Source organism: Burkholderia sp. AU19243 (assembly GCF_018148075.1).
Taxonomy (GTDB): domain Bacteria; phylum Pseudomonadota; class Gammaproteobacteria; order Burkholderiales; family Burkholderiaceae; genus Burkholderia; species Burkholderia latens_A.
In genome coordinates this window covers 183433-207153 of record NZ_JAGSTV010000010.1, presented here as the reverse complement: position 1 = coordinate 207153, position 23721 = coordinate 183433, and the positions used below count along the sequence as shown (strand labels likewise).

The 23721-nt window shown below is 64.8% G+C and carries 23 protein-coding genes and 1 tRNA gene; 13 read left to right on the top strand and 11 right to left on the bottom strand.

The features are described from left to right. Positions 1-4: 4 nt before the first annotated feature. The 4 genes from KDW55_RS19990 to KDW55_RS19975 form a co-directional block, all read right to left on the bottom strand. Positions 5-1282: an ATPase, T2SS/T4P/T4SS family gene (locus tag KDW55_RS19990; RefSeq protein WP_212160883.1), complete on the bottom strand. Its 1278-nt coding sequence runs from the start codon at positions 1280-1282 to the stop codon at positions 5-7. Between the two features lie 96 nt (positions 1283-1378). Then, a complete protein-coding gene (locus tag KDW55_RS19985; protein ID WP_080294558.1) occupies positions 1379-2668 on the bottom strand; it encodes an HlyC/CorC family transporter in 1290 nt (429 codons plus the stop codon). 149 nt (positions 2669-2817) lie between these two features. Further along, a tRNA-Pro gene (locus KDW55_RS19980) sits at positions 2818-2894 on the bottom strand. 149 nt (positions 2895-3043) lie between these two features. Continuing rightward, entirely contained in the window at positions 3044-4039 is a 996-nt protein-coding gene (locus tag KDW55_RS19975; RefSeq protein WP_059547873.1) for a polyprenyl synthetase family protein, read from the bottom strand. Between the two features lie 210 nt (positions 4040-4249). Between KDW55_RS19975 and rplU the strand changes: the two genes are divergently transcribed. The 4 genes from rplU to proB all read left to right on the top strand — a co-directional run bounded on the left by rplU (position 4250) and on the right by proB (position 7354). Continuing rightward, entirely contained in the window at positions 4250-4561 is a 312-nt protein-coding gene (rplU, locus tag KDW55_RS19970) for a 50S ribosomal protein L21 (protein ID WP_006025184.1), read from the top strand. Between the two features lie 24 nt (positions 4562-4585). Then, the gene (gene rpmA / locus KDW55_RS19965; protein ID WP_006476999.1) at positions 4586-4849 is read left to right on the top strand and encodes a 50S ribosomal protein L27; all 264 of its coding nucleotides are present in this window, start codon (positions 4586-4588) and stop codon (positions 4847-4849) included. Between the two features lie 185 nt (positions 4850-5034). Continuing rightward, on the top strand, positions 5035-6147 hold the full coding sequence (cgtA, locus tag KDW55_RS19960) for an Obg family GTPase CgtA (protein ID WP_040143341.1): 1113 nt from the start codon (positions 5035-5037) through the stop codon (positions 6145-6147). Positions 6148-6235: 88 nt separating this feature from the next. Next, complete coding sequence (gene proB / locus KDW55_RS19955; protein WP_040143342.1) at positions 6236-7354, top strand: glutamate 5-kinase; 1119 nt, start codon at positions 6236-6238, stop codon at positions 7352-7354. 111 nt (positions 7355-7465) lie between these two features. On the opposite strand, the gene KDW55_RS19950 is transcribed toward proB, so the two are convergent. Both KDW55_RS19950 and KDW55_RS19945 read right to left on the bottom strand, forming a co-directional pair. Continuing rightward, a complete protein-coding gene (locus KDW55_RS19950; RefSeq protein WP_040143343.1) occupies positions 7466-8074 on the bottom strand; it encodes a CNP1-like family protein in 609 nt (202 codons plus the stop codon). A 13-nt stretch (positions 8075-8087) separates the two neighbouring features. Continuing rightward, positions 8088-8735 carry an RNA pyrophosphohydrolase gene (locus KDW55_RS19945; protein WP_040143344.1) on the bottom strand — a complete coding sequence of 216 codons (648 nt, stop codon included), beginning with the start codon at positions 8733-8735 and terminating at the stop codon, positions 8088-8090. A gap of 218 nt (positions 8736-8953) precedes the next feature. Between KDW55_RS19945 and KDW55_RS19940 the strand changes: the two genes are divergently transcribed. After that, positions 8954-10690, top strand: coding sequence for a proline--tRNA ligase (locus KDW55_RS19940; protein ID WP_040143345.1), 1737 nt, complete (start codon positions 8954-8956; stop codon positions 10688-10690). 21 nt (positions 10691-10711) lie between these two features. Continuing rightward, the gene (locus tag KDW55_RS19935; RefSeq protein WP_212198018.1) at positions 10712-11320 is read left to right on the top strand and encodes a MarC family protein; all 609 of its coding nucleotides are present in this window, start codon (positions 10712-10714) and stop codon (positions 11318-11320) included. 84 nt (positions 11321-11404) lie between these two features. Here KDW55_RS19935 and KDW55_RS19930 read toward each other — a convergent pair whose 3' ends face one another. Together KDW55_RS19930 and ffh are read right to left on the bottom strand one after the other, a co-directional pair. After that, on the bottom strand, positions 11405-11956 hold the full coding sequence (locus KDW55_RS19930; protein ID WP_212160884.1) for a hypoxanthine-guanine phosphoribosyltransferase: 552 nt from the start codon (positions 11954-11956) through the stop codon (positions 11405-11407). Positions 11957-12050: 94 nt separating this feature from the next. Continuing rightward, entirely contained in the window at positions 12051-13418 is a 1368-nt protein-coding gene (ffh, locus tag KDW55_RS19925) for a signal recognition particle protein (protein ID WP_212160885.1), read from the bottom strand. Between the two features lie 89 nt (positions 13419-13507). Here ffh and ccsA point away from each other — a divergent pair, with 89 nt between their 5' ends. The 7 genes from ccsA to KDW55_RS19890 all read left to right on the top strand — a co-directional run bounded on the left by ccsA (position 13508) and on the right by KDW55_RS19890 (position 21442). Next, on the top strand, positions 13508-14401 hold the full coding sequence (ccsA, locus tag KDW55_RS19920; RefSeq protein ID WP_040143348.1) for a cytochrome c biogenesis protein CcsA: 894 nt from the start codon (positions 13508-13510) through the stop codon (positions 14399-14401). Positions 14402-14414: 13 nt separating this feature from the next. Continuing rightward, positions 14415-14732 carry a PP0621 family protein gene (locus tag KDW55_RS19915; RefSeq protein WP_059547870.1) on the top strand — a complete coding sequence of 106 codons (318 nt, stop codon included), beginning with the start codon at positions 14415-14417 and terminating at the stop codon, positions 14730-14732. Further along, the gene (gene ampD, locus KDW55_RS19910; protein ID WP_040143350.1) at positions 14729-15319 is read left to right on the top strand and encodes a 1,6-anhydro-N-acetylmuramyl-L-alanine amidase AmpD; all 591 of its coding nucleotides are present in this window, start codon (positions 14729-14731) and stop codon (positions 15317-15319) included. The genes KDW55_RS19915 and ampD overlap by 4 nt, the downstream gene beginning before the upstream one ends. Positions 15320-15785: 466 nt before the next feature. Beyond that, positions 15786-18779, top strand: a complete 2994-nt coding sequence (locus KDW55_RS19905) for a ribonucleoside-diphosphate reductase subunit alpha (protein WP_212160887.1) — start codon at positions 15786-15788, stop codon at positions 18777-18779. A gap of 363 nt (positions 18780-19142) precedes the next feature. Next, positions 19143-20354: a ribonucleotide-diphosphate reductase subunit beta gene (locus KDW55_RS19900; protein ID WP_040143352.1), complete on the top strand. Its 1212-nt coding sequence runs from the start codon at positions 19143-19145 to the stop codon at positions 20352-20354. An 82-nt stretch (positions 20355-20436) separates the two neighbouring features. Then, complete coding sequence (locus KDW55_RS19895) at positions 20437-20763, top strand: hypothetical protein (protein ID WP_082721601.1); 327 nt, start codon at positions 20437-20439, stop codon at positions 20761-20763. Positions 20764-20791: 28 nt separating this feature from the next. Then, a complete protein-coding gene (locus KDW55_RS19890) occupies positions 20792-21442 on the top strand; it encodes a histone H1-like DNA-binding protein (RefSeq protein ID WP_040143353.1) in 651 nt (216 codons plus the stop codon). 215 nt (positions 21443-21657) lie between these two features. On the opposite strand, the gene KDW55_RS19885 is transcribed toward KDW55_RS19890, so the two are convergent. The 3 genes from KDW55_RS19885 to tpx form a co-directional block, all read right to left on the bottom strand. Then, entirely contained in the window at positions 21658-22131 is a 474-nt protein-coding gene (locus KDW55_RS19885; RefSeq protein ID WP_040143354.1) for a glycine zipper 2TM domain-containing protein, read from the bottom strand. 19 nt (positions 22132-22150) lie between these two features. Beyond that, the gene (locus KDW55_RS19880; protein ID WP_040143355.1) at positions 22151-23089 is read right to left on the bottom strand and encodes a carbohydrate kinase family protein; all 939 of its coding nucleotides are present in this window, start codon (positions 23087-23089) and stop codon (positions 22151-22153) included. 90 nt (positions 23090-23179) lie between these two features. After that, positions 23180-23683, bottom strand: a complete 504-nt coding sequence (gene tpx / locus KDW55_RS19875; protein ID WP_040143356.1) for a thiol peroxidase — start codon at positions 23681-23683, stop codon at positions 23180-23182. Between the last annotated feature and the right edge of the window lie 38 nt (positions 23684-23721).

The following is a 23721-nucleotide window of genomic DNA, read 5'->3' as shown; positions in this document are numbered from 1 at the left end:
GCGACTACGCTTCGGACGTCGCGGCCAGCGCTTCCGCGACGCTCGTCGTGCCGTCGCGAACGTGTGCGAGCGCGGCGTCGCGCAGACTGCGTACACCCTCGGCCGCCGCGCATTGCGCGAGGGCGCCGACGCTTGCGCGCGCGACGATGCGCTCGGCCAACGCAGCGGACACCGGCATCGTCTGGTGCAGACCGATCCGGCCTCGATAACCGATGCCGTGGCAGGCGGCACAGCCGCGCGCGACGAACGGGCGCCATCCGGCCTCCAGCGCCGCCGGCTCGCAACCCGCGTCGCGCAGTGCGCGCACCGGTGCATCCGAGCGCACGCGGCACGTGGTGCACAGACGCCGAACGAGGCGCTGCGCGGTAACGAGCCGCAACGCGGCCGCGAGGTTGTACGGTGCGACGCCGATGTCGAGCAGTCGCGCGACGGCTGCTGGCGCATCGTTCGTATGCAGCGTCGACAGCACGAGGTGCCCCGTCTGCGCGGCCTTGATCGCGACGTCGGCGGTTTCCGCGTCGCGAATTTCCCCGACCATGATGACGTCCGGGTCCTGCCGCAGCAGCGCGCGCAGCGCCGTCGCGAACGTGAGGCCGGCCTTTTCCGCGACGCCGACCTGATTGATCCCGTCCAGCTGAATCTCGGCCGGATCTTCGACCGTGCATACGTTGTGCGTGTCGCGATCGAGCATCTGCAGCGCGCAGTAGAGCGACAGCGTTTTGCCGCTGCCGGTCGGACCGGTGACGAGCACGAGACCGTGCGGCGCGCGAATCGCGGCCTCCATTGCCTCAGCCTGCCGCGCATTGAAGCCGAGGCGCGCGAGCGTGAGATCGGGCGGTAGCGTGTCGAGGCGGCGCAGCACGAGTTTCTCGCCGAACAGTGTCGGCAGCGAACTGACGCGGTAGTCGGCCCGCACGCCGCCGTCGATCGCGATGCGCAACCGGCCGTCCTGCGGCAGCCGCCGTTCCGCGATGTCCATGCGCGCGAGCACCTTGGTCCGCGTGACGAGCGCGTCGCGCAGATGAGCGGGCGGTTGCGCGTGTACGTGCAGGACGCCGTCGATGCGCAGGCGGATCCGCCAGCCGGCTTCGAACGGTTCAATGTGGATGTCGGACGCGTTGCGCACGCGCGCGGCGTGCAGTGTGTCGGTCAGCAGCCGTACCGCCGGCGAGTCGTCGAGCTGCGTTGCATCGAGCGAACGGACTCGCTCGGCCGTCGGGCGGTGGGAGGAGATGGGCGACGGCTGCGTGCGCGGCGGCGCCCCGGAAGGAGGGATATGCATGTGAGCCGGCGCTCGGCCGCCTGTTGATCGTGACCGGTAAATGGTCGCGTATCGCGGGCGCCGCCGACAGTCTGCCGTTCGGCTAGCGGCTAGCGGCTAGCGGGCGGCGGCGCGCGTGCGGGCGCCGCGCGGCTTGAAGAGTTTGACCGTGCGCACGGCCTGATCGTCGCTGCGCATGACCTCGAGCATCACGTCGCCGATCTTCACGCAAACGTCGCCTTCCGGAATTTCCTCGAGCACTTCGAGGATCAGGCCGTTGAGCGTCTTCGGCCCGTCGGTGGGCAGGTGCAGGTGCAGCCAGCGGTTCAGTTCGCGCAGCGGCATGCTCGCCGCGACGATGCATTCGCCGTTCTCGTTCCAGCCGCGCGCGCGTTCGCCGCGCGGCATCGACGTGGTGAATTCGCCGATCAGTTCTTCGATGATGTCCTCGGGCGTGACCAGCCCCTCGAGTTCGCCGTACTCGTTGACGACGAGCGCGGTGCGCTGGCGGCTTTCCTGGAAATACTGCAACTGCTGAACGACCGGCGTGCCCGACGGCACATAGTACGGCTCCGCGAGCAGTGTGCGCAGCGTTTCGCGATCGAAATCCTGGTTGTGCAGGGCGGTAAGCGTCTTGCGCACGTGCAGCACGCCGAGCACCTTGTCGATGTCGCCTTCGTAGACGACGAGGCGGTTGTGATAGCAGGTCTCGAGCTGATGCAGGATCTCGTCGAGCGGCGCGTAGAAGTTCAGCGATTCGATCTGGCGGCGCGGCACCATCACGTCGTCGACCGTGATGTTCTCGAGGTCGAACAGGTTGAGCAGGATGCTGCGGTGCTTGGTCGGCATGAAGCTGCTCGACTCGAGCACGATCGCGCGCAGTTCGTCGGGCGACATCCGCTGGTCGCGGCCCTTCTTCGTATTGATGCGCAGCACCCAGAGCACGCCGTTCGCGAGCGCATTGACGAACCACACCACTGGCTTGAACACGCGCATCAGCGGCGCGATCACGAGACTCGCGGGCAGCGCGATGCGCTCGGGAAAGGTCGCGCCGACGATCTTCGGCGCGATTTCCGCGAACACGATGATCAGGAACGCGACGATGCCGGTCGCGATCGACAGCGCGAGATTGTTACGGCCGAACGTGTGCAGCGCGAGCGAAGTCGTCAGAACCGGGATGATCGTGTTGAACAGATTGTTGCCGATCAGAATCACGCTGAGCAGCAGGTCGGTGCGCGTGAGCAGGCCCTGCGTGGTTTTCGCGCCGAGCACGCCCTTGCCGGCGAGATGTTTCAACCGGTGTCGGTTGAGCGCCATCATCGCGGTCTCGGAAATGGAAAAGAAGCTGGAACAGAGGAGAAGCAGGAAGACGGCGCCGATTTGCGCCCATAAGGGAATTTGGTCCACGCGTCGGAAAGGGCAGTGAAGGACAGGGATGGGGGGAATATAGCAGAGGCCGGCGGCCGCGATGTGTCGCGCGACGCAGGGAGCCTGCGCGATGTGGCCGCAAGAAGACGAAAAAAAACCGTGCACATGGTGCACGGTTTTTTCAAATCTGGTCGGGGTGAGAGGATTCGAACCTCCGGCCTCTACGTCCCGAACGTAGCGCTCTACCAGGCTAAGCTACACCCCGATTTTTGCTTTTTCGACTCCGCTGTCTTCGTTAAGAATCGCTGCGTCGTCACAAGCAAGAACGTAACTATAACGATGTTTTTTCTAAAAGGGAATACCTTGGTGAAGAAATTTTTCGAGACCAGGTATCGCTTGCTGTTTGCCGCGCGTTTACGACTGCCGCGACGTCGAGTATGAGCACAAACCGAGCAGGCTTTCCTTGTAGATCGAGTCGGGGAACGCGGCGATCGCCTCGGCGGCGGCCTGCGCTTCCTGTCGTGCGCATTCGAGCGTATGGTCGAGCGCGCCCGAACGCGTGATTGCGTCGAAGATCGTGTCGAAGCGGTCGGTGCCGCCTTGTTCGATTGCCTCGCGCGCGAGCGCGGACTGTTCGGGCGTGCCGCGTTCGATCAGATAGATGAGCGGCAGCGTCGGCTTGCCTTCGCGCAGGTCGTCGCCGGCATTCTTGCCCATCGCTTCGGCCGTGCCAGCGTAGTCGAGCCAGTCGTCCATGATCTGAAACGCGGTGCCGATCCGGCGGCCATATTCGGCAGCGGCGGCCTCGGTCGGGGCGTCGGCACCCGCGAGCACTGCGCCGAGACGTGCGGAGGCCTCGAACAGCTTCGCCGTCTTGTAGCGGATCACCTGCATGTAGCGCGTTTCGTCGACGTCCGCGTCGTGCATGTTCAGAAGCTGCAGCACTTCGCCTTCTGAAATGATCGTCGTCGCTTCCGACAGGATCTCCATCACGCGCATCTTGCCGACGCCGACCATCATCTCGAACGAGCGCGAGTAGAGATAGTCGCCCACCAGCACGCTCGCCGCGTTGCCGAACAGCGCGTTGGCCGTCTGGCGGCCGCGCCGCAATTCGGATTCGTCGACGACGTCGTCATGCAGCAGCGTGGCCGTATGGATGAACTCGACGACGGCGGCCAGCACGTGCCGCTGGTGCGACGTCTCGCCGAGCGCGCCGGCGACGAGCAGCAGCAGCGCCGGACGCAATCGCTTGCCGCCCGCGCCGATGATGTACTCGGCGATCTGGTTGATCAGCAGCACGTCGGACGCGAGGCTTTGCCGGATAACGCGATTCACCTGCTCCATGTCGCTGGCGATCGGAGCGAGCAGGTGGGCGGCGCTGAGGGTGGGGGAGGCGGTGGACGACGACATGATGATCGAAATGGGTGATGCCGCGGATTATAAGTCGAATCCGCCATATCCCGGTCTGCGGGACGCGCTGGCACGTCGATTTTGGCCATCCGGGCAGGGCTCGCGCGCGGCAATCGTGGATCGGCTTTGACTTGGGTGCTAAGCCCATGTATAATCACGTGTTTTCCGCGCGTGGTGTGCGGAAAAATTGGATCCAGAGTGAGGTTCTCAATGTACGCGGTCATAAAAACCGGCGGCAAGCAGTACAAGGTTGCCGTTGGCGAAAAACTCAAAGTAGAACAGATACCGGCTGACATTGACGCTGAAATCACGCTCGACCAGGTTCTCGCAGTGGGCGAAGGCGAATCGATTAAGTTCGGTACGCCGCTGGTCAGTGGGGCTTCCGTCAAGGCCACCGTTGTGTCGCACGGTCGTCATGCCAAGGTCACCATCTTCAAGATGCGTCGCCGGAAGCACTACCAAAAGCACGGCGGCCACCGCCAGAACTACACTGAGCTGCGCATCGACGCGATCAACGCGTAAGCGCCTCGGTAAAGGAGCAATCAGATGGCACACAAAAAGGCAGGCGGCTCTTCCCGGAACGGCCGCGACTCCGAGTCGAAACGTCTCGGCGTGAAAGTGTACGGCGGCCAGGCGATCAACGCCGGCGGCATCATCGTGCGTCAGCGCGGTACGCGCATGCACGCTGGCGAGAACGTCGGCATGGGCAAGGATCACACCCTGTTCGCGCTGGTCGACGGTCACGTCAAGTTCGCGACCAAGGGCGCGGACAAGAAGCATCTGGTCATCGTCGTCCCGGCGGCTGCCTAAGTCAGGCACCCACGGGCTTCGTAGCCGAAAGGCCCCGCAGTCTTCGCGGGGCCTTTTTTTATTTGGCCGCCGCGCGCAGGTGCGCGCGGGCGGCTGTCGCGCAATAGCGGGACATTGGCCGAATGGCTGATTGTTCAAGCATGCCGGGGCGCGGCACAATAGCGGAAATACTGTCGGAGTGACGAATGAAGTTCATTGACGAAGCACGAATCGAAGTCATCGCCGGCGACGGAGGCGATGGCAGCGCGTCGATGCGCCGCGAGAAATTCGTTCCGTTCGGCGGGCCGGACGGCGGCGACGGCGGCCGGGGCGGCAACGTCTACGCGGTCGCCGACCGCAACATCAATACGCTGATCGACTACCGTTACGCGAAGAAGCATCTCGCGCGCAACGGCGAAAACGGTCGCGGCTCGGATTGCTATGGCAAGGGCGGCGACGATATCACGCTGCGCATGCCGGTCGGCACGGTCGTCACCGACATGGACACCGGCGAACTCATCGCCGATCTGACCGAGCACGGGCAGCAGGTGATGCTCGCGAAGGGCGGCGCAGGCGGTCTCGGCAACCTGCATTTCAAGTCGAGTACCAACCGCGCGCCTCGCCAGAAGACGGACGGCAAGCCCGGGGAGCGCCGCATGCTGCGGCTCGAACTGAAGGTGCTTGCCGACGTCGGGCTGCTCGGCATGCCGAACGCCGGCAAGTCGACGTTCATCTCGTCGGTGTCGAATGCGAAACCGAAGATTGCCGATTATCCGTTCACGACGCTCGCGCCGAACCTCGGCGTCGTGCGCGTTGGCCCGAGCAAGAGCTTCGTGATCGCGGACATCCCGGGGCTGATCGAGGGCGCCGCCGAAGGCGCGGGCCTTGGCCACCAGTTCCTGCGGCATCTGCAGCGCACCGGCGTGCTGCTGCATCTCGTCGATCTGGCGCCGTTCGACGAAAACGTCGATCCGGTCCAAGAGGCGAAGGCGATCGTTGGCGAATTGCGCAAGTATGACGAGGCGCTCTACGAGAAGCCGCGCTGGCTGGTGCTGAACAAGCTCGACATGGTCCCGGAAGACGAGCGCGAAGCGCGCGTCGCCGATTTCCTCGACCGTTTCGGCTGGGATGGCCCGGTGTTCGAGATTTCGGCACTCACCGGCCAAGGCTGCGAAGCGCTCTGCTACGCGATCTACGACTACCTGTCCGAGCACTCGGATGCGCATCGCGCCGCGGAAGAGGAAGACCTGGCCGCCGACGTGCGGTTCCGCGATGCGCCGCCTGCAGACGGCGGTGCGAAGGCTGACGACGACGCCTGAGCGGGCCGCAAACGCACCGGGCGCGGCGCCCGGTGCGCTCATTTAATCGCGCCCGGTCGGGCAGGCATCAGATAGGAGACGGCGCACGATGCGTTCGATCATCGCGGATTCGAAGCGATTGGTGGTGAAGGTGGGCTCCAGCCTCGTGACCAACGACGGCAAGGGGCTCGATCATGCTGCGATCGGCCGCTGGGCGGCCCAGATCGCAGCACTGCGTGCACAAGGCAAGGAAGTGGTGCTCGTCAGTTCGGGAGCGATTGCGGAAGGGATGCAGCGCCTCGGCTGGAGCAAGCGTCCGCGCGAAATCGACGAGCTTCAAGCCGCTGCCGCCGTCGGGCAGATGGGGCTCGCGCAAGTATACGAAAGCCGCTTCACCGAGCATGACATCCGTACTGCGCAGATTCTGCTCACGCACGCCGATCTGGCCGATCGCGAGCGGTATCTGAATGCGCGCTCGACACTGCTCACGCTGCTGCGGCTCGGTGTCGTGCCGATCATCAACGAGAACGACACGGTCGTCACCGACGAAATCAAGTTCGGGGACAACGACACGCTCGGTGCGCTGGTCGCGAACCTGATCGAAGGCGACGCGCTGATCATCCTGACGGACCAGTCAGGGCTGTTCACTGCCGATCCGCGCAAGGATCCGAATGCGACGCTCGTCGCGGAAGCCAGCGCGGGCGCGCCGGAACTCGAGGCGATGGCGGGCGGCGCCGGCTCGAGCCTCGGCCGCGGCGGGATGCTGACGAAGATCCTCGCGGCAAAGCGTGCGGCGCATAGCGGCGCGAATACCGTGATCGCGAGCGGCCGAGAGGCCGACGTGCTGGTGCGGCTCGCGGCAGGCGAGGCGATCGGCACGCAGCTCGTCGCGCGCACCGCGCGGATGGCGGCGCGCAAGCAGTGGATGGCCGACCACCTGCAAGTGCGGGGGCACGTCGTGATCGACGCGGGTGCGGTCGAAAAGCTGACTGCGGGCGGCAAGAGCCTGCTGCCGATCGGTGTGACGGGCGTGCAGGGCGCGTTCGCACGCGGCGAAGTGATCGCGTGCGTCGGTCCGGACGGGCGCGAGGTGGCGCGCGGTCTCACCAACTACAGCAGCGCGGAGACGAAGCTGATCCACCGCAAGCCGAGCGGCGAGATCGAGACGGTGCTCGGCTACATGCTGGAGCCGGAGCTGATTCACCGCGACAACCTCGTGCTGGTGTGACCGTCCGGCGTCGTGCACGACCGCTGACGCCAGACGTCCCGAAGCGACAAAAAAGCCCGCGTTACGCGGGCTTTTCGTTGCGGCGACGGAGCTGACCCCGCGTTGCGGTGCTCAGCGCAGCTGACTCATCGCGGTGCGATGGAACTTGATGTTTTCCAGAATCTGCGCGGTCGTGCCCTGCGGCATCTTGTTCGCGCAGAAGTAGTCCTGATACAGCGCCGAGTGGTACGCGTTCAGCTCGCCGTTCTCGATGCGCCGCCAGTCGTTCTCGACTGTGCGGTCCCAGCCGTCATGATCGGCATTCAGGCCCGCATACTGGCGCCATTCATAGGTGTCGCAACGGATGCCTTCGTAGTTCACGTTGCGCGCGCCCGCCGGGCTCGTGACGACCACTGCATAGCGCACGACGCCATCGGTGCCGACCGCGAGCGACTTCGCATCGACGAAGAACTTGAGCGGCGTGTTCTGCGATACGTTGAACGGCAGCAGGTCGGCTGCTTGCGGCAGCGGCGGCAGCGTGTCGACCGGGTTTTCCTTCCAGTTGCCCTGGCGGTCCAGCAGGTACACGAACTCGCTGTCATCCTTGTTGGTCGGCGTCTTCGAATTCGCGCAACCGGCCAGCGTGGCCACCGCGACGACCGATGCGAGCGCGAGAGCAATCGCTTTCAATATGCATTCCTCGTAAAAAAAGGGCGCGACACCAAGGTCGCGCCCGGTCATGCAGTGTGACTCGTCATTTGCCGACGATCTCGCGGGGCGGCATCTCGTCGAGCGTGCTCGCCTCCACTTCGATCTCGGAACAGACCACCGATGTGTCGACAATCGTCAGCGTCTGCTGGGCCTGCGAACCGATCACGCGCGGATAGCGCGACGGACGCGGCCCACGCGGCTTTTCGGCTCGCTGCGCCGGGCGGCGCAGGAAGCGCGACAGTTCCGTCAGCGCCAACTGATAGACATCCCGCTTGAACTCGATCACCGCATCGAGCGGCACCCAATACTCGTTCCAGCGCCACGCATCGAACTCCGGGTGGTCGGTCGCGCGCAAGCAAATGTCGCAGTCGCGTCCGACCATCCGCAGAAGGAACCAGATCTGCTTCTGGCCGCGGTAATGACCGCGTACTTCGCGTTTGATGAACTTGTCAGGCACCTCGTAACGCAACCAGTCGCGAGTGCGGCCGATTATCTTGACGTGTTCCGGATGCAGGCCCGTTTCCTCGTGCAATTCCCGGTACATCGCCTGCATGGGGGTCTCGCCGTACTTGATCCCACCTTGAGGAAACTGCCAGGAATGCTCGCGGAGCCGCTTGCCCCAAAACACCTCGTTGCGCGCGTTCAAGAGGATGATGCCGACGTTCGGGCGAAAGCCTTCACGATCCAGCATACAACCACCTTCGAATCCTTTAAAATTGCTTTGATTATAAACAGATAACGGGCGCTGCGCACCGTGACGGAGCGAATCCGCGCGGGGTGCATCGGCTGAATTGTCCCTGATTTGTCTGCTACGTCATCTGCGCCATCGTCGTCCGTCGCGCGCAGCTTTTTCACCTTGAAACTTTTTCGGGCGCTCCGCGTTGGGGCGCCGCATTTGGAACCGTCCGCATGAAAGCTTCCCGTTTCTTTATCGGCACCCTCAAAGAGGCACCCGCCGACGCAGAGATCGTCAGCCACAAGCTGATGGTGCGCGCCGGCATGATCCGTCGTGTCGCCGGCGGCATCTACAACTATCTGCCGATCGGCCTGCGTTCGATTCGCAAGGTCGAGGCGATCGTGCGCGAGGAAATGAACCGGGCAGGCGCCATCGAGCTGCTGATGCCGGCCGTGCAACCGGCCGAGCTGTGGCAGGAATCGGGCCGCTGGGAGCAGTACGGCCCCGAATTGCTGCGCTTCAAGGATCGCAAGGACAACGACTTCGTGATCGGGCCGACGCACGAGGAGGTCGTCACCGACATCGCGCGCAACCAGATCAAGAGCTACCGGCAGATGCCGGTGAACTTCTACCAGATCCAGACGAAGTTCCGCGACGAGATCCGTCCGCGTTTCGGCGTGATGCGCGGCCGCGAATTCATCATGAAGGACGCGTATTCGTTCGACAAGGATGCGGCGGGCCTGAACGAGTCGTATCGCAAGATGTACGACGCGTATGTGCGCATCTTCACGCGCCTCGGTCTCGAGTTCCGCGCGGTCGCGGCCGACAGCGGCTCGATCGGCGGCAACTTCTCGCATGAATTCCACGTGATCGCCGATACCGGCGAGGACGCGATCGCCTATTGCCCGACGTCCGACTTCGCGGCGAACATCGAAGCGGCCGAAGCGCTGCCGCTGATCGCCGAACGGGCGGCGCCTGCCGAAGCAATGGAGAAGGTCGCGACGCCCGGCAAGGCGAAGTGCGAAGCCGTTGCCGAACTGCTCGGGATTCCGCTCGAGCGCACGATCAAGTCGATCGTGCTCGCGACCGACAACGAAGGCGCCGAGCCGACCATCTGGCTCGTGATGCTGCGCGGCGACCACGACCTGAACGAGATCAAGGTGTCGAAGCTGCCGGGGCTGAAGAACCACCGCTTCGCGACCGAGCAGGAAATCGTCGAATGGTTCGGCACGCCGCCGGGCTATCTCGGCCCGGTCGGCACGAAGAAGCCGGTCAAGGTGATCGCCGATCGCACGGTCGCGAACATGAGCGACTTCGTCGTCGGCGCGAACGAGGTCGACTATCACATCGCGGGCGTGAACTGGGGCCGCGACCTGCCGGAGCCGGAAGTCGCCGACGTGCGCAACGTGAAGAAGGGCGATCCTTCGCCGGACGGCAAGGGCGTGATCGACATCTGCCGCGGCATCGAGGTTGGCCACGTGTTCCAGCTCGGCACGAAGTACTCGGAAGCGATGGGCGCGACGTTCCTCGACGAGTCGGGCAAGCCGCAGCCGATGCTGATGGGCTGCTACGGCGTCGGCGTCACGCGCATTCTCGGCGCGGCGATCGAACAGAACTTCGACGACAAGGGCATCATCTGGCCCGAGTCCATCGCGCCGTTCGAGGTCGTGCTGTGTCCGATGGGCTACGACCGCAGCGACATGGTTCGCGAGGCGGCCGACAAGCTTTACGCGGAACTGAGCGCTGCCGGCATCGATGTCATCCTCGACGATCGCGGCGAGCGCCCGGGCGTGATGTTCGCCGACTGGGAACTGATCGGCGTGCCGCACCGTCTGGTGATCGGCGAGCGCGGCCTGAAGGAAGGCAAGATCGAGTATCAGGGCCGCCGCGACGCGGAAGCGACGCTGCTGCCGGCCGACGCGGCCGCGGCGACGGTGACGGAGAAGATCCGCGCCGCGCTCGCGCGCTAAGCACTGCAATCGGGAGACACGGTGGAATACACCTTCCTGTCGGCCACCGTGCTCCTCGTGCTGATCACGGATCCGCTCGGCAACATCCCGCTGTTCATCACGGCGATGCGGGATGTGCCGCGCGAGCGGCGCGTGAAGCTGATTTTGCGCGAAGTGGGGATCGCGTTCGTGATCCTGCTGTTCTTCATGGTGGTCGGCGACCGATTCCTGCGAATGATCAGCCTTACCGACCTGTCGCTGCGGCTCGGCGGCGGGATCGTGCTGTTCCTGATCGCGCTGCGAATGATCTTCCCGCATCCGGACGGCGCGCTCGGCAGCGATCCGCGCGCCGGCGGCGAACCGTTCATCGTGCCGCTCGCGATTCCGGCGCTCGCCGGGCCGTCCGCGCTTGCGACGGTGATGCTGCTGACCTCGCAGGCGCCCGGCAAGATGTTCGAGTGGGTCGGTGCGCTGACGGTCACGATGATCGTGTGCGCGATCACGCTGGTGCTGGCCGAAAGGATCCAGGCGTGGCTCGGCGAGCGGACCGTCGCGGCGTTCGAGCGGCTGATGGGTCTCGTGCTCGTCGCGATCTCGGTCGAGATGCTGCTGGCGGGCATTCGCGCGTTCGTCCACCAGTTGCAGCCGTAGCGCGGGCGGCGCGGCCGGCCGACAAAAAAAGCGGCGCCCCGGGAAACCGGGGCGCCGCTTTTCGTTATGGAGCGGGCAGGGCGGTCAGACGTTCGCGGTCAGCGCGCGGATCGTCGGCAGGTTGCGCCAGTAGCCCTTGGCGTCCATCCCGCACCCGAACACGTAGCGGTCCGGCACCGAGAAGCCGCAGAAGTCCGGGTGCAGCGGTTTTGCTTTCGCGAGCGTTTTCTCGCACAGCACCGCCGACATGAAGCGCTTCGCACCCATGTCGAGGATGCGGTCGCGGATCGCGGCCATCGTTTCGCCTTCGTCGAGGATGTCGTCAAGCACGAGCACGATGCGGTCCTTCACCGATTCGCGCGGCGCGACGCGCCAGTGCATTTCCGGGCTGCCCTGCGTCGTATTGCGGTAGCGGGTCAGGTGGATGTAGTCGAATTCCAGCGGGAAATCGAGATGCGGCAGCAGCATCCCGGTAAACACCGCGGCGCCGCCCATCACCGAGAGCACGAGCGGGAACGCGTCGCCGATCTCGGCGCGGATCGCGTCGGCCATCCGGGTGATCGAGGCATTGACGGCGTCGGCCGAGACGATCTCTTCGGAGTGGTCGAAAATGTGGAGGGCTTCTTCGCGGTTCATGTGTTCTGGCGAGCGGTCGGTATACAAATAAGGATGAGGCAGAACGGGCGGCGCGCGCTACGGCAAAAACCCGCGCGCCGGCCGGCGGGCGGAATCAGCGCATGCCGGGCATCATGCCCTTCAGGCCGCGCATCATCTTCTGCATGTTGCCGCCCTTCAGCTTCTTCATCATCGTACGCATCTGGTCGTACTGGTTCAGCATCCGGTTGACTTCCTGCACCGGCACGCCCGCACCGGCCGCAATGCGGCGCTTGCGCGTCGCCTTGATGATCTCGGGTTTCGCGCGCTCCGCGGGCGTCATCGAGCTGATGATCCCTTCCATCCGGCGGATCGACTTCTCGGCCTGGCTCATGTCGGCGCCGGCCGCCGCCTGCTGGAATTGCGCGGGCAGCTTGTCCATCAGCGACGACAGGCCGCCCATGTTCTTCATCTGCGAGATCTGCGCGCGGAAATCGTTCAGGTCGAAGTCGCCGCCTTTCTTGACCTTGTCGGCGAGCTTCTGCGCGGCCTGCACATCGACGCCGCGCTGCGCTTCCTCGACGAGCGCGAGGATGTCGCCCATGCCGAGGATCCGGTTTGCCATCCGGTCCGGGTGGAACACCTCGAGGCCGTCGAGCTTTTCGGCGACGCCGACGAACTTGATCGGCTTGCCGGTGATGTGGCGCACCGACAGCGCCGCCCCGCCGCGCGAGTCGCCGTCGAGCTTGGTCAGCACGACGCCGGTGAGCGGCAGCGTGTCGTTGAACGCCTTCGCCGTATTGACCGCGTCCTGGCCAAGCATCGCGTCGACGACGAACAGCGTTTCGGCCGGCTTCAGCGCGCCGTGCAGCGCGGCGATTTCCTGCATCATCGCTTCGTCGATGCCGAGGCGGCCTGCCGTGTCGACGATCAGCACGTCGTGGTAATGGCGCTTCGCCCAGTCGACGGCCGCGAGCGCGATGTCGACGGGCTTCTGGTCTGGCGTCGACGGGAAGAAGTCGGCGCCGACCTGTTCGCTCACCGTTTTCAACTGCATGATCGCGGCCGGGCGATAGACGTCGCACGACACCGTCAGCACCTTCTTCTTGTATTTCTCGCGCAGCAGTTTCGCGAGTTTGCCGACGGTCGTCGTCTTGCCGGCGCCCTGGAGGCCGGCCATCAGGATCACGGCCGGCGGCGTGACCGCGAGATTCAGCTCGGCGGCCTTGCCCTCGTAGTCGCCGCCGATCACGGCGGTCAGTTCCTTCTGCACCACGCCGACGAGCGCCTGGCCCGGCGACAGGCTGCTGATCACTTCCTCGCCGAGCGCCTTTTCCTTGACCTTGGCGATGAATTCGCGGACGACGGGCAGCGCGACGTCGGCCTCCAGCAATGCGAGACGCACCTCGCGAAGCATCTCCTGCGTGTTCGCCTCGGTGAGCCGGGCCTCGCCGCGCAGCGTCTTGACGACGCGCGCCATCCGTTGAGTGAGATTGTCGAGCATGGGGAGCGATGGACAGTGGGGCCCGAAGGCGCAACGGAACCGAACAAAGGGAGCCGTCGCGGGAAGGGGGCCTAGTGTAAACTTCGAACATGGATATTGTACTGTATGCCCTCACCGCATTCCTGTACGGCGGCCTCGCCGTCGCAGGCTGGCGCACGCACCGTCAGGGCGCGGCGCCGCTCGTTGCGAGCGTGCCGGCGGTGCCGATGCCGGCCTCCGCCGCGTCGGGGATGAGCGGAGCCGGCCGCGCGCTGCTGTTCGCGGCGCTCGTCGCGCACGGCGTGCTGCTGCACATGACGATCTTCCCGCACGACGCGATGGTCTTCGGCTTCGCGTTTGCGCTGTCGGCGATGTTCTGGCTCGGCGCCGGCATCTACTGGATCGAGAGTTTCTTCTTCCCGCTCGACAGCCTGCGGCTGCTCGTGCTGCCGCTCGCGTGCGGCGCGTCGCTGCTGCCGCTGGTGTTCGGCGGCGTGCGGGTGCTGCCTTATGCCGCAGCGCCGCTGTTCAAGCTGCACTTCCTGATCGCGAACATCGCGTACGGCCTCTTCGCAATCGCCGCGCTGCACGCGGTGCTGATGCTGATGGTCGAGCGGCGCCTGCAGTCGCTCAGAAGCGGCGGGCGCGACGGCTCGACCGGCTGGATCGCGAGCTGGCTCGAAACGCTGCCGCCGCTGCTCACGCTGGAAAAACTGCTGTTTCGCCTGATCGGCGCCGGCTTCGTGCTGCTGACGCTCACGCTCGCATCGGGGATCCTGTTCAGCGAGCAGGTCGATGCACGCGCACTGCGGCTCGACCACAAGACCGTGTTCGCGGTGCTGTCGTGGCTGATGTTCGGCGGCCTGCTGGTCGCGCGCAAGACGTCGGGCTGGCGCGGGCGAGGCGCAGCACGCTGGGTGCTCGTGTCGTTTGCCGCGCTGCTGCTCGCGTATGTCGGCAGCCGATTCGTTTTCGAGGTGCTGCTGCACCGCTCCGTGGTTTGAACGCAGGTTTCCGATGCGACAGATTCTTCTCCTGATACTTCTCTTCTTTGCGGGCTCGTGGCTTGCGCGCAAGCTGCGCCAGGCCCAGGAGCACGCGCAGGCGCGCACGGGCCGCGCGGACGGTTACGACGGCGCCCGTGGCCACGGCGGGGCCGGCGCGTCGGGGGCGAACGGCGACGCTCGCTCGCTGCCCGAACCGATGGTGCGCTGTGCGGAATGCGGCGTGCATGCGCCGAAGGGCGACGCCGTCGCCATGGGCGGCGAGTATTTCTGCAGCACCGAGCACGCGCAGCGCCACGGCGCCCGCGCGAGCGGCCACGACGCCCGATGAGCGACGCGGCGCTGCTGTCGGTCGATGCGAACGGCTGGGTGCGCGACGCGCGCCACGCGCCGTCGCCGAATTTCGAGGCGCGGCCCGCGGGCGCGGTGCCGACCCTCGTCGTCATCCACAACATCAGCCTGCCGCCCGGCGAGTTCGGCGGCGATGCGATCGAGGCGCTGTTCCTGAATCGTCTCGACTGCGATGCGCACCCCTATTACCAGAGCCACCTGCGCGGCGTGCGCGTGTCCGCGCATTTCCTGATCCGCCGCGACGGCGAGCTCGTGCAGTTCGTGTCGTGCGACGAGCGCGCATGGCACGCCGGCGCGTCCGAGTTCTTCGGCCGGCCGCGCTGCAACGACTTCTCGATCGGCATCGAGCTCGAAGGCGCTGACGACGTGCCGTTCGACGCCGCGCAGTACGCGACGCTCGGCGTGCTCGCACGCACGCTCGCCGCGCGCTACCCGATCGATGCGGTGGCCGGTCATTCCGACGTCGCGCCGGGCCGCAAGACCGATCCCGGCCCGCACTTCGATTGGCAACGCTTTGCACGCGATGCCGGCTTTTCGGCCGAATACTTTCCTTTCCGTCAGCACTGAGCGCAGGGTTTTTGAGCCGGAGAAATTTTTTTTTCCGACCAATGCCTTGTCACGTCTGCGCCTGCGCGGGGCAGGGGTGATGTCAAGGCCTCCAGCGCAAATTCTCCGTTTTGACCTCGTCCGAATGTCCACTATACTTGGTGCCGATTGAGCAGTTCTGTACTAGATATAGTGTGTGTCGCAGGGAAAACCCGAGCGGCACCGGCCGGCGGCCAACGCCGGCGGACAGGGTTCTCAGGGCGACGCGCCAGGCCGGGCGGTCCGGGCGTCGCGATCAAGCGCAGCGAACTTCGACGGGGCGGGGTATACATGACGAAGCACACGACCGGACCGGTTGTTGTCGCGCATCGGCCGGCCCGGCCTCCCCGACGCATCGCTCGCCTCTTACCGCTCGCGCACCGCATCGCGCAGCGTTCGTTTTAATCCGCGGTTCTCTCCGCACCATCCAACACCAGGAGCTTTGCACATGCAAACCACCGACAACGCGACGTCCCAGTACGAGAGCGCCTCGAGCCGTCCGCTCGGCGGGACCGAACAGGGCGCGCAGGCGCTCGCGCCGCAGGCCACGTTCGCCGACTACAAGGTGATCCGCCGCAACGGCAGCGTGGTGTCGTTCGAGCCTTCGAAGATCGCGATTGCGGTGACCAAGGCTTTCCTGGCCGTCAACGGCGGGCAGGGCGCGGCATCGGCGCGCGTACGCGAACTCGTCGAGCAGCTCACGCACAACGTCGTGCGCGCGCTCGTGCGCAGCCGTCCTAACGGCGGTACGTTCCATATCGAAGACATCCAGGACCAGGTCGAACTCGCGCTGATGCGCGGCGGCGAGCACAACGTCGCGCGCGCGTACGTGCTGTATCGAGAGAAGCGCCATCTCGAGCGCCAGCATGCGGGCGAGGAAGCGGCGGCAGCGGGCGGCGAGTCGAACACCGGCATCAACGTCGTCGACAACGGCGTCACGCGCCCGCTCGACATGAACGCGCTGCGCGCGCTGATCGTGTCGGCATGCGACGGTCTCGGCACCGCGGTTAACCCTGACCCGATCGTCGCGGAAACGGTGAAGAACCTGTACGACGGCGTGCCGATGAGCCAGGTCTACGACTCGGCGATCCTCGCTGCGCGCACGATGATCGAGAAGGATCCGGCGTACAGCCAGGTCACGGCCCGCATCCTGTTGCACACGATCCGCCGCGAGATCCTTGGCGAGGAAGTCGTCCAGGCCGAGATGTCGGCCCGCTACGCGGAATATTTCCCGCAGTTCCTGAAGCGCGGCGTCGACGCCGGCCTGCTCGACGACAAGCTGCTGCAGTTCGATCTGAAGCGTCTCGGCGAAGCGCTCGACGCGAACCGCGACCTGCAGTTCGGCTACCTCGGCCTGCAGACGCTGTACGACCGCTACTTCCTGCACGTCGACGGCACGCGCATCGAAATGCCGCAGGCGTTCTTCATGCGCGTCGCGATGGGCCTGTCGCTGAACGAGATCGACCGCGAAACGCGCGCGATCGAGTTCTACAACGTGCTGTCGAGCTTCGACTTCATGAGCTCGACGCCGACGCTGTTCAACTCGGGCACGCACCGCTCGCAGCTGTCGTCGTGCTACCTGACGACGGTCGCGGACGACCTCGACGGCATCTATGAAGCGCTGAAGGAAAACGCGCTGCTGTCGAAGTTCGCCGGCGGTCTCGGCAATGACTGGACGCGCGTGCGTGCGCTCGGCTCGCATATCAAGGGCACGAACGGCAAGTCGCAGGGCGTGGTGCCGTTCCTGAAGGTCGTCAACGATACGGCGGTCGCGGTCAACCAGGGCGGCAAGCGCAAGGGCGCGGTGTGCGCGTACCTCGAATCGTGGCACCTCGACATCGAGGAATTCCTGGAGCTGCGCAAGAACACCGGCGACGATCGCCGCCGCACGCACGACATGAACACGGCGAACTGGATTCCCGACCTGTTCATGAAGCGTGTGATGGAGGGCGGCGAATGGACGCTGTTCTCGCCGTCGACGTGCCCGGACCTGCACGACAAGTTCGGCGCGGAGTTCGAGGCAGCTTACACGGCTTACGAAGACAAGGTCGCGCGCGGCGAGATCAAGCTGTTCAAGAAGATCCCGGCGCAGCAGCTCTGGCGCAAGATGCTCGGGATGCTGTTCGAGACGGGCCACCCGTGGATCACGTTCAAGGATCCGTGCAACGTGCGCTCGCCGCAGCAGCACGTCGGCGTCGTCCACTCGTCGAACCTGTGCACGGAAATCACGCTGAACACGAGCGACACCGAAATCGCGGTGTGCAACCTGGGTTCGGTCAACCTCGTCGCCCACCTGGTGAAGCAGGCCGACGGCAGCTACGCGCTCGACCACGACAAGCTGAAGCGCACGATCAGCGTCGCGATGCGCATGCTCGACAACGTGATCGACATCAACTACTACGCGGTGCCGAAGGCGCGTAACTCGAACCTGAAGCACCGTCCGGTCGGCATGGGCATCATGGGCTTCCAGGACTGCCTGCACCTGCTGCGCACGCCGTACGCGTCGCAGGCGGCTGTCGAGTTCGCCGATCGTTCGATGGAAGCGGTTTGCTACTACGCTTACTACGCGTCGACCGAGCTGGCCGAGGAACGCGGCCGCTACTCGAGCTACCGCGGCTCGCTGTGGGATCGCGGCATCCTCCCGCAGGACACGCTGAAGCTGCTGGCGGAAGCGCGCGGCGGCTACGTCGAGGTCGACACGTCGGAGTCGCTCGACTGGACGGCGCTGCGTTCGCGGATCGCGACGCACGGCATGCGCAACTCGAACTGCGTCGCGATCGCGCCGACGGCGACGATCTCGAACATCATCGGCGTGTCGGCGTGCATCGAGCCGACCTTCCAGAACCTGTACGTGAAGTCCAACCTGTCGGGCGAGTTCACGGTGGTCAACGAATACCTCGTGCGCGACCTGAAGGAACGCGGCCTGTGGGACGAGGTGATGGTCGCCGACCTGAAGTACTTCGACGGCATGCTGTCGCGCATCGACCGCATCCCGGCCGATCTGCGCGCGATCTATGCGACCGCGTTCGAAGTCGACCCGACGTGGCTGGTCGAAGCTGCATCGCGTCGCCAGAAGTGGATCGACCAGGCGCAGTCGCTGAACATCTACATGGGCGGCGCGTCGGGCAAGAAGCTCGACGAGGTCTACAAGCTCGCATGGCTGCGCGGCCTGAAGACGACGTACTACCTGCGCACGATGGCGGCGACGCACGTCGAGAAGTCGACGGTCGCGCACGGCGCGCTGAACGCGGTGCCGACGAGTGGTGGTTCGGGCAGCGGCGGCGCGCAAGGCGCAGCAGGCGGCTTCGGTGCGGCGGGCGGTGATGCGTCGTCGGGCGCGCTCGGCGCGGCTGTCGCACTTGCGCCGGTCGAAGCGGATGGTCCGGTGTGCACGATGCGTCCGGGCGATCCGGGCTTCGACGAGTGCGAAGCGTGCCAGTAACGCAGCGCGCATGACCTGAAGAAGGTTCGGGCGGCGCGCACGGCAACCGATCGAGGTTGAAGTGTGCGCCGCTCTCTACTAAAAAAATGATAAGGAATCTGTAACGCGACATCTGCGTTGCAGGCAGTGACAAGCGATCGAAACATCCCCGACGACGTCGCGTTTCGATCAGCGTTCGATGCGTCGAGCGCACCTCGCGATACATGCGCGACACGCGTCGCGCTCTGCATGAACGACGATGCGTTGCTCAAAGTGTTGTATCGAGGTCGCAACGCGAATCGAAAAAAGGATTTTTCGTGAGCGAACCCTTTTATCGCTCAGGAAAAGATGGTACAAACCGTTCTAAATTGATGGTGAGAATTTATGCTCAACTGGGATGACGAGAAGACTGCCGTAACCCCCGCGAGCGGAGCGCAGCAAAATGCGTTGCGCACCTCCGCAGGGATGGCTGTCGGAATGCAGGCTGCAACGCCCGCCGCCCATCAGGTCCGTGACATCTTCGAAGGCGATCTCGCGGTGCCGCCGCAAGCATCGGCTGTTCCCGCAGGCAGTTCGGAAGCGCGGGTCAACGTTGCGGACAAGCGCATCATCAACGGCCAGACTGACGTCAATCAGCTGGTGCCGTTCAAATACAAGTGGGCGTGGGAAAAGTATCTGGCCGGTTGCGCGAACCACTGGATGCCGCAGGAAATCAACATGTCCCGCGACATCGCTCTCTGGAAGGACCCGAACGGTCTGACCGAGGACGAGCGCCGCATCGTCAAGCGCAACCTCGGCTTCTTCGTGACGGCCGACTCGCTCGCCGCGAACAACATCGTGCTGGGCACGTACCGCCACATCACGGCGCCCGAGTGCCGGCAGTTCCTGCTGCGCCAGGCGTTCGAAGAGGCGATCCACACGCACGCGTATCAATACATTGTCGAATCGCTCGGTCTCGATGAAGGCGAGATCTTCAACGCGTACCACGAGGTACCGTCGATCCGTGCGAAGGACGAATTCCTGATCCCGTTCATCCATACGCTGACGGATCCGGCCTTCAAGACCGGCACGCTCGAAGCGGATCAGAAGCTGCTGAAGTCGCTGATCGTGTTCGCCTGCATCATGGAAGGCCTGTTCTTCTATGTCGGCTTCACGCAGATTCTCGCGCTCGGCCGCCAGAACAAGATGACGGGTGCTGCAGAGCAATATCAGTACATCCTGCGCGACGAGTCGATGCACTGCAATTTCGGCATCGACCTGATCAACCAGATCAAGCTCGAAAACCCGCATCTCTGGACCGCGGAATTCCGCACGGAGATCCGCGAGCTGTTCAAGCAGGCTGTCGAACTCGAATACCGCTACGCCGAGGACACGATGCCGCGCGGCGTGCTGGGTCTGAACGCGTCGATGTTCAAGAGCTATCTGCGCTTCATCAGCAACCGCCGTTGCCAGCAGATCGGCCTCGATCCGCTGTTCCCGAACGAGGAAAACCCGTTCCCGTGGATGAGCGAGATGATCGACCTGAAGAAGGAACGCAACTTCTTCGAGACGCGAGTGATCGAGTATCAGACGGGCGGCGCGCTGTCCTGGGAATAACCCGCAGCAGCGAACCCGTCACATGATGGAGCAGCCGGTGGCCTCTCGGCCCCGGTCCAAGGTTTAGGAGCAAGAACGCCTGATGCAAAGCATGCCCGGTGCCTTAACGGCCCAACGACATGATCGGCACTTTGCGAACCCTTCAGTGGGATGGGCAAACTTCCCTCCGGAAAAAGCGGACAGCCATGTGGCGATCCGCTTGATCAAGCGATTAGGGGTAGCGGCGCGAGGTGCGCCGGCTACCGACTTGATTTGGCGCGCGAGGCCATGGGGTCACGCGCGCCATACCGTATTCATTAGCGTAAGCGCGCTGTATCCGCGTACGCCGATGAATAGCCCGCTTCGAAGCGCACGTGCTGAACAGCGTCCGCGGGAAGCGGGTTTTGACGAAGGGTGTAGTTTGAACTGACTCTCATCTGAACCTGAAGGAGAACAACATGGCTACTGCCAAGAAAAAACCGGCTGCTAAGAAGGCCGCTGCCAAGAAGACCGTTGCGAAGAAGGCTGCTCCGGCGAAGAAGGCCGCTGCAGTGAAGAAGGTTGCTGCGAAGAAAGTCGCGGTGAAGAAGGTCGCCGCGAAGAAGGCCGCACCGGCGAAGAAGGCTGCTGCTAAGAAGGTCGCGGCAAAGAAGGTCGCAACGAAGAAGGTTGCAGCCAAGAAGGCCGCACCGGCGAAGAAGGCCGCTGCGAAGAAGGTTGCAGCCAAGAAGGTCGCAACGAAGAAGGTTGCAGCGAAGAAGGCAGCACCGGCGAAGAAGGCTGCGGCGAAGAAGGCCGCACCGGCGAAGAAGGCTGCAGCGAAGAAGGCCGCGCCTGCGAAGAAGGCTGCTGCGAAGAAGGCTGCGCCTGCGAAGAAGGCCGCTGCGAAGAAGGCTGCGCCTGCGAAGAAGGCCGCCCCTGCGAAGAAGGCTGCTGCACCGAAGGCTGCTGCTCCGGCGAAGAAGGCTGCTGCTCCGAAGAAGGCCGTCGTGAAGAAGGCTGCACCGGCAACCACCGCGTCGACTGCGTCGGTTGCGCCGGCATCGGGCGTGAAGACCGCGCTCAACCCGGCAGCGGCATGGCCGTTCCCGACCGGCAGCCGTCCGTAATCGCGGCTGACCCGTACTACCCGGACACTCACGTGGTGTCCGCGGGTTGAGTAGCGCTACTCAATCGATCCCGCCATCTGGCTCAGGTGGCGGGATTTTTTTCGTCCGGATTCGTCCACACACGGGCCGGTGGCCGAGTGTGGACGAAAAAAAACGCATGTGCGGCTGCGCACATGCGTTCGACCGCGGTTTGCACCGCGCGCTGAGGATGCTCGTTAGTGCGTGACGCGCGTGACGCCACCGCTCGACAGCAGTCGCACACGCTCGCCGGCGCGGAACATCTCGCCGCTCGCGGCCTGCGTGATCGAACGCAGATCGCCGTTGTCGAGGCGCACGGTGATTTCGACGCCGTTCGCGGTGCTGAGGTTTTCGCCAACCGCGTTCCCGGCGACCGCGCCGACGAGGCCGCCCGCGATGGCCGTCAGGATCGACCCCTTGCCGCCGCCGATCGCGCTGCCGGCGACCGCGCCGAGCGCGCCGCCGCCGAGCGTGCCGATCGCGCTGCCGCCGCCGTCGGACTGAATGCGCACCGCGCGGACGCTTTCGACCGTGCCCATGCGTACAGTCTGTTCGCGCTGCGCCTGACCGACGCTATAGACGTCCGCCGAACCCGGCGGGGTGAAGCAGCCGGCGAGCGTGAACGTGGCCGTCAGCATGGCCGCGAGCGTGAGGGTTTGTTTGGTCAACATCTTTGCTCTCCCACAATATTCATTTGAGACTGTACCCGAAGGCAGCCTCGAAGCGCGCGTCGATATCGGCGCGCGTCAGTGCGTAAGTTTGAGGCCCCTGGTGGGCGATCTTGATCGAGCCCATCAGGCTCGCGAGGCGGCCCGTGGTTGCCCAGTCGAGGCCGTTCTCGATGCCGTACAGCAGGCCGCCCCGGAACGCGTCGCCGCAACCGGTGGGATCGACGACGCGCTCTGCTTGCACGACCGGAATCTGTTCTTCGCCGTTTTTGTGAAGAATGGTAGCGCCGTGCTCGCCGCGCGTGATGATCAACGCCTGAACCCGGCTGGCGATTTCCTTCTCGGACCAGCCCGTCTTGTCGCTCACGAGCTTGGCCTCGTAGTCGTTGACCGCGACGAACGTCGCGAGTTCAATGATGCGGCGCAGCGTCGCGCCGTCGAACAGCGGCAGGCCCTGGCCCGGGTCGAAGATGAAAGGGATGCCGGCCTTCGCGAATTGCTCGGCGTGCTGGACCATCCCGTCGAAGCCGTCCGGTGCGACGATGCCGAGCTTCACGCCCGGCACTTCGTCTGCGCGGTTCAGGTGCGACTGCATCATCGCGCCCGGATGGAATGCGGTGATCTGGTTGTTCTCGAGATCGGTCGTGATCATCGCCTGCGCGGTGTGCGCGTCGGGCACCACGCGCACGCTGGCCTTAGAAATGCCGAGGCTGTCGAGGCGCTCCAGATAGCGGTCGGCGTCGTTTGCACCGACCGTCGCCATGATGCGCGCGTCGCCGCCGAGCATGTGCAGCGCGTAAGCGATGTTCCCCGCGCAACCGCCGAATTCGCGACGCATCGTCGGCACGAGGAAGCTCACGTTCAGAAGGTGAACCTGGTCGGGCAGGATGTGCTCGCGAAACCGGCCTTCGAAGGTCATGATGTTGTCGTAGGCGAGCGAGCCGCAAATCAGCGTAGTCAAGGCGTGCGTTCCTGTAGAGAGCAAAGGGAGGCGGCCGCCCGGCCGGCGCGCGGCGTCTGGCCTCGCGCGGCAGAGCCGGGCGGCAGCAGGTTACTTCAGCGCGGCGAGCGCTGCGTCGTAGTTCGGCTCGTCCTTGATTTCGCTGACGAGTTGCGCGTGGATCACCTTGTCCTGCGCGTCGAGCACGACGACCGCGCGGGCCGTCAGACCGTTCAGCGGGCCGCTCGTCACGTCGACGCCGTATGCATTCGCGAATGCGCGGCCGCCGCGGAACGTCGAAGCCGTCACGACGTTGGCGAGGCCTTCGGTCGTGCAGAAACGCGTGGCAGCGAACGGCAGGTCGCCGGACACGACGATCACGACGGTGTTGTCGAGCGACGACGCGGCTTCGTTGAACTTGCGGGTCGACGTCGCGCAGGTCGGCGTGTCGAGGCTCGGGACGATGTTCAGCACCTTGCGCTTGCCGGCGAAGCTGGCGAGCGTCAGATCGGCGAGGTCCTTGCCGACCAGCTTGAAGTCGGGGGCTTGCGAGCCGACGGCCGGGAACGTGCCGGCGAGATCGATCGGGTTGCCACCCAGCGTAACTTTGCTCATGTTCGTGCTCCGAAATAGCGCGCCGCTGCGGCGCGCGG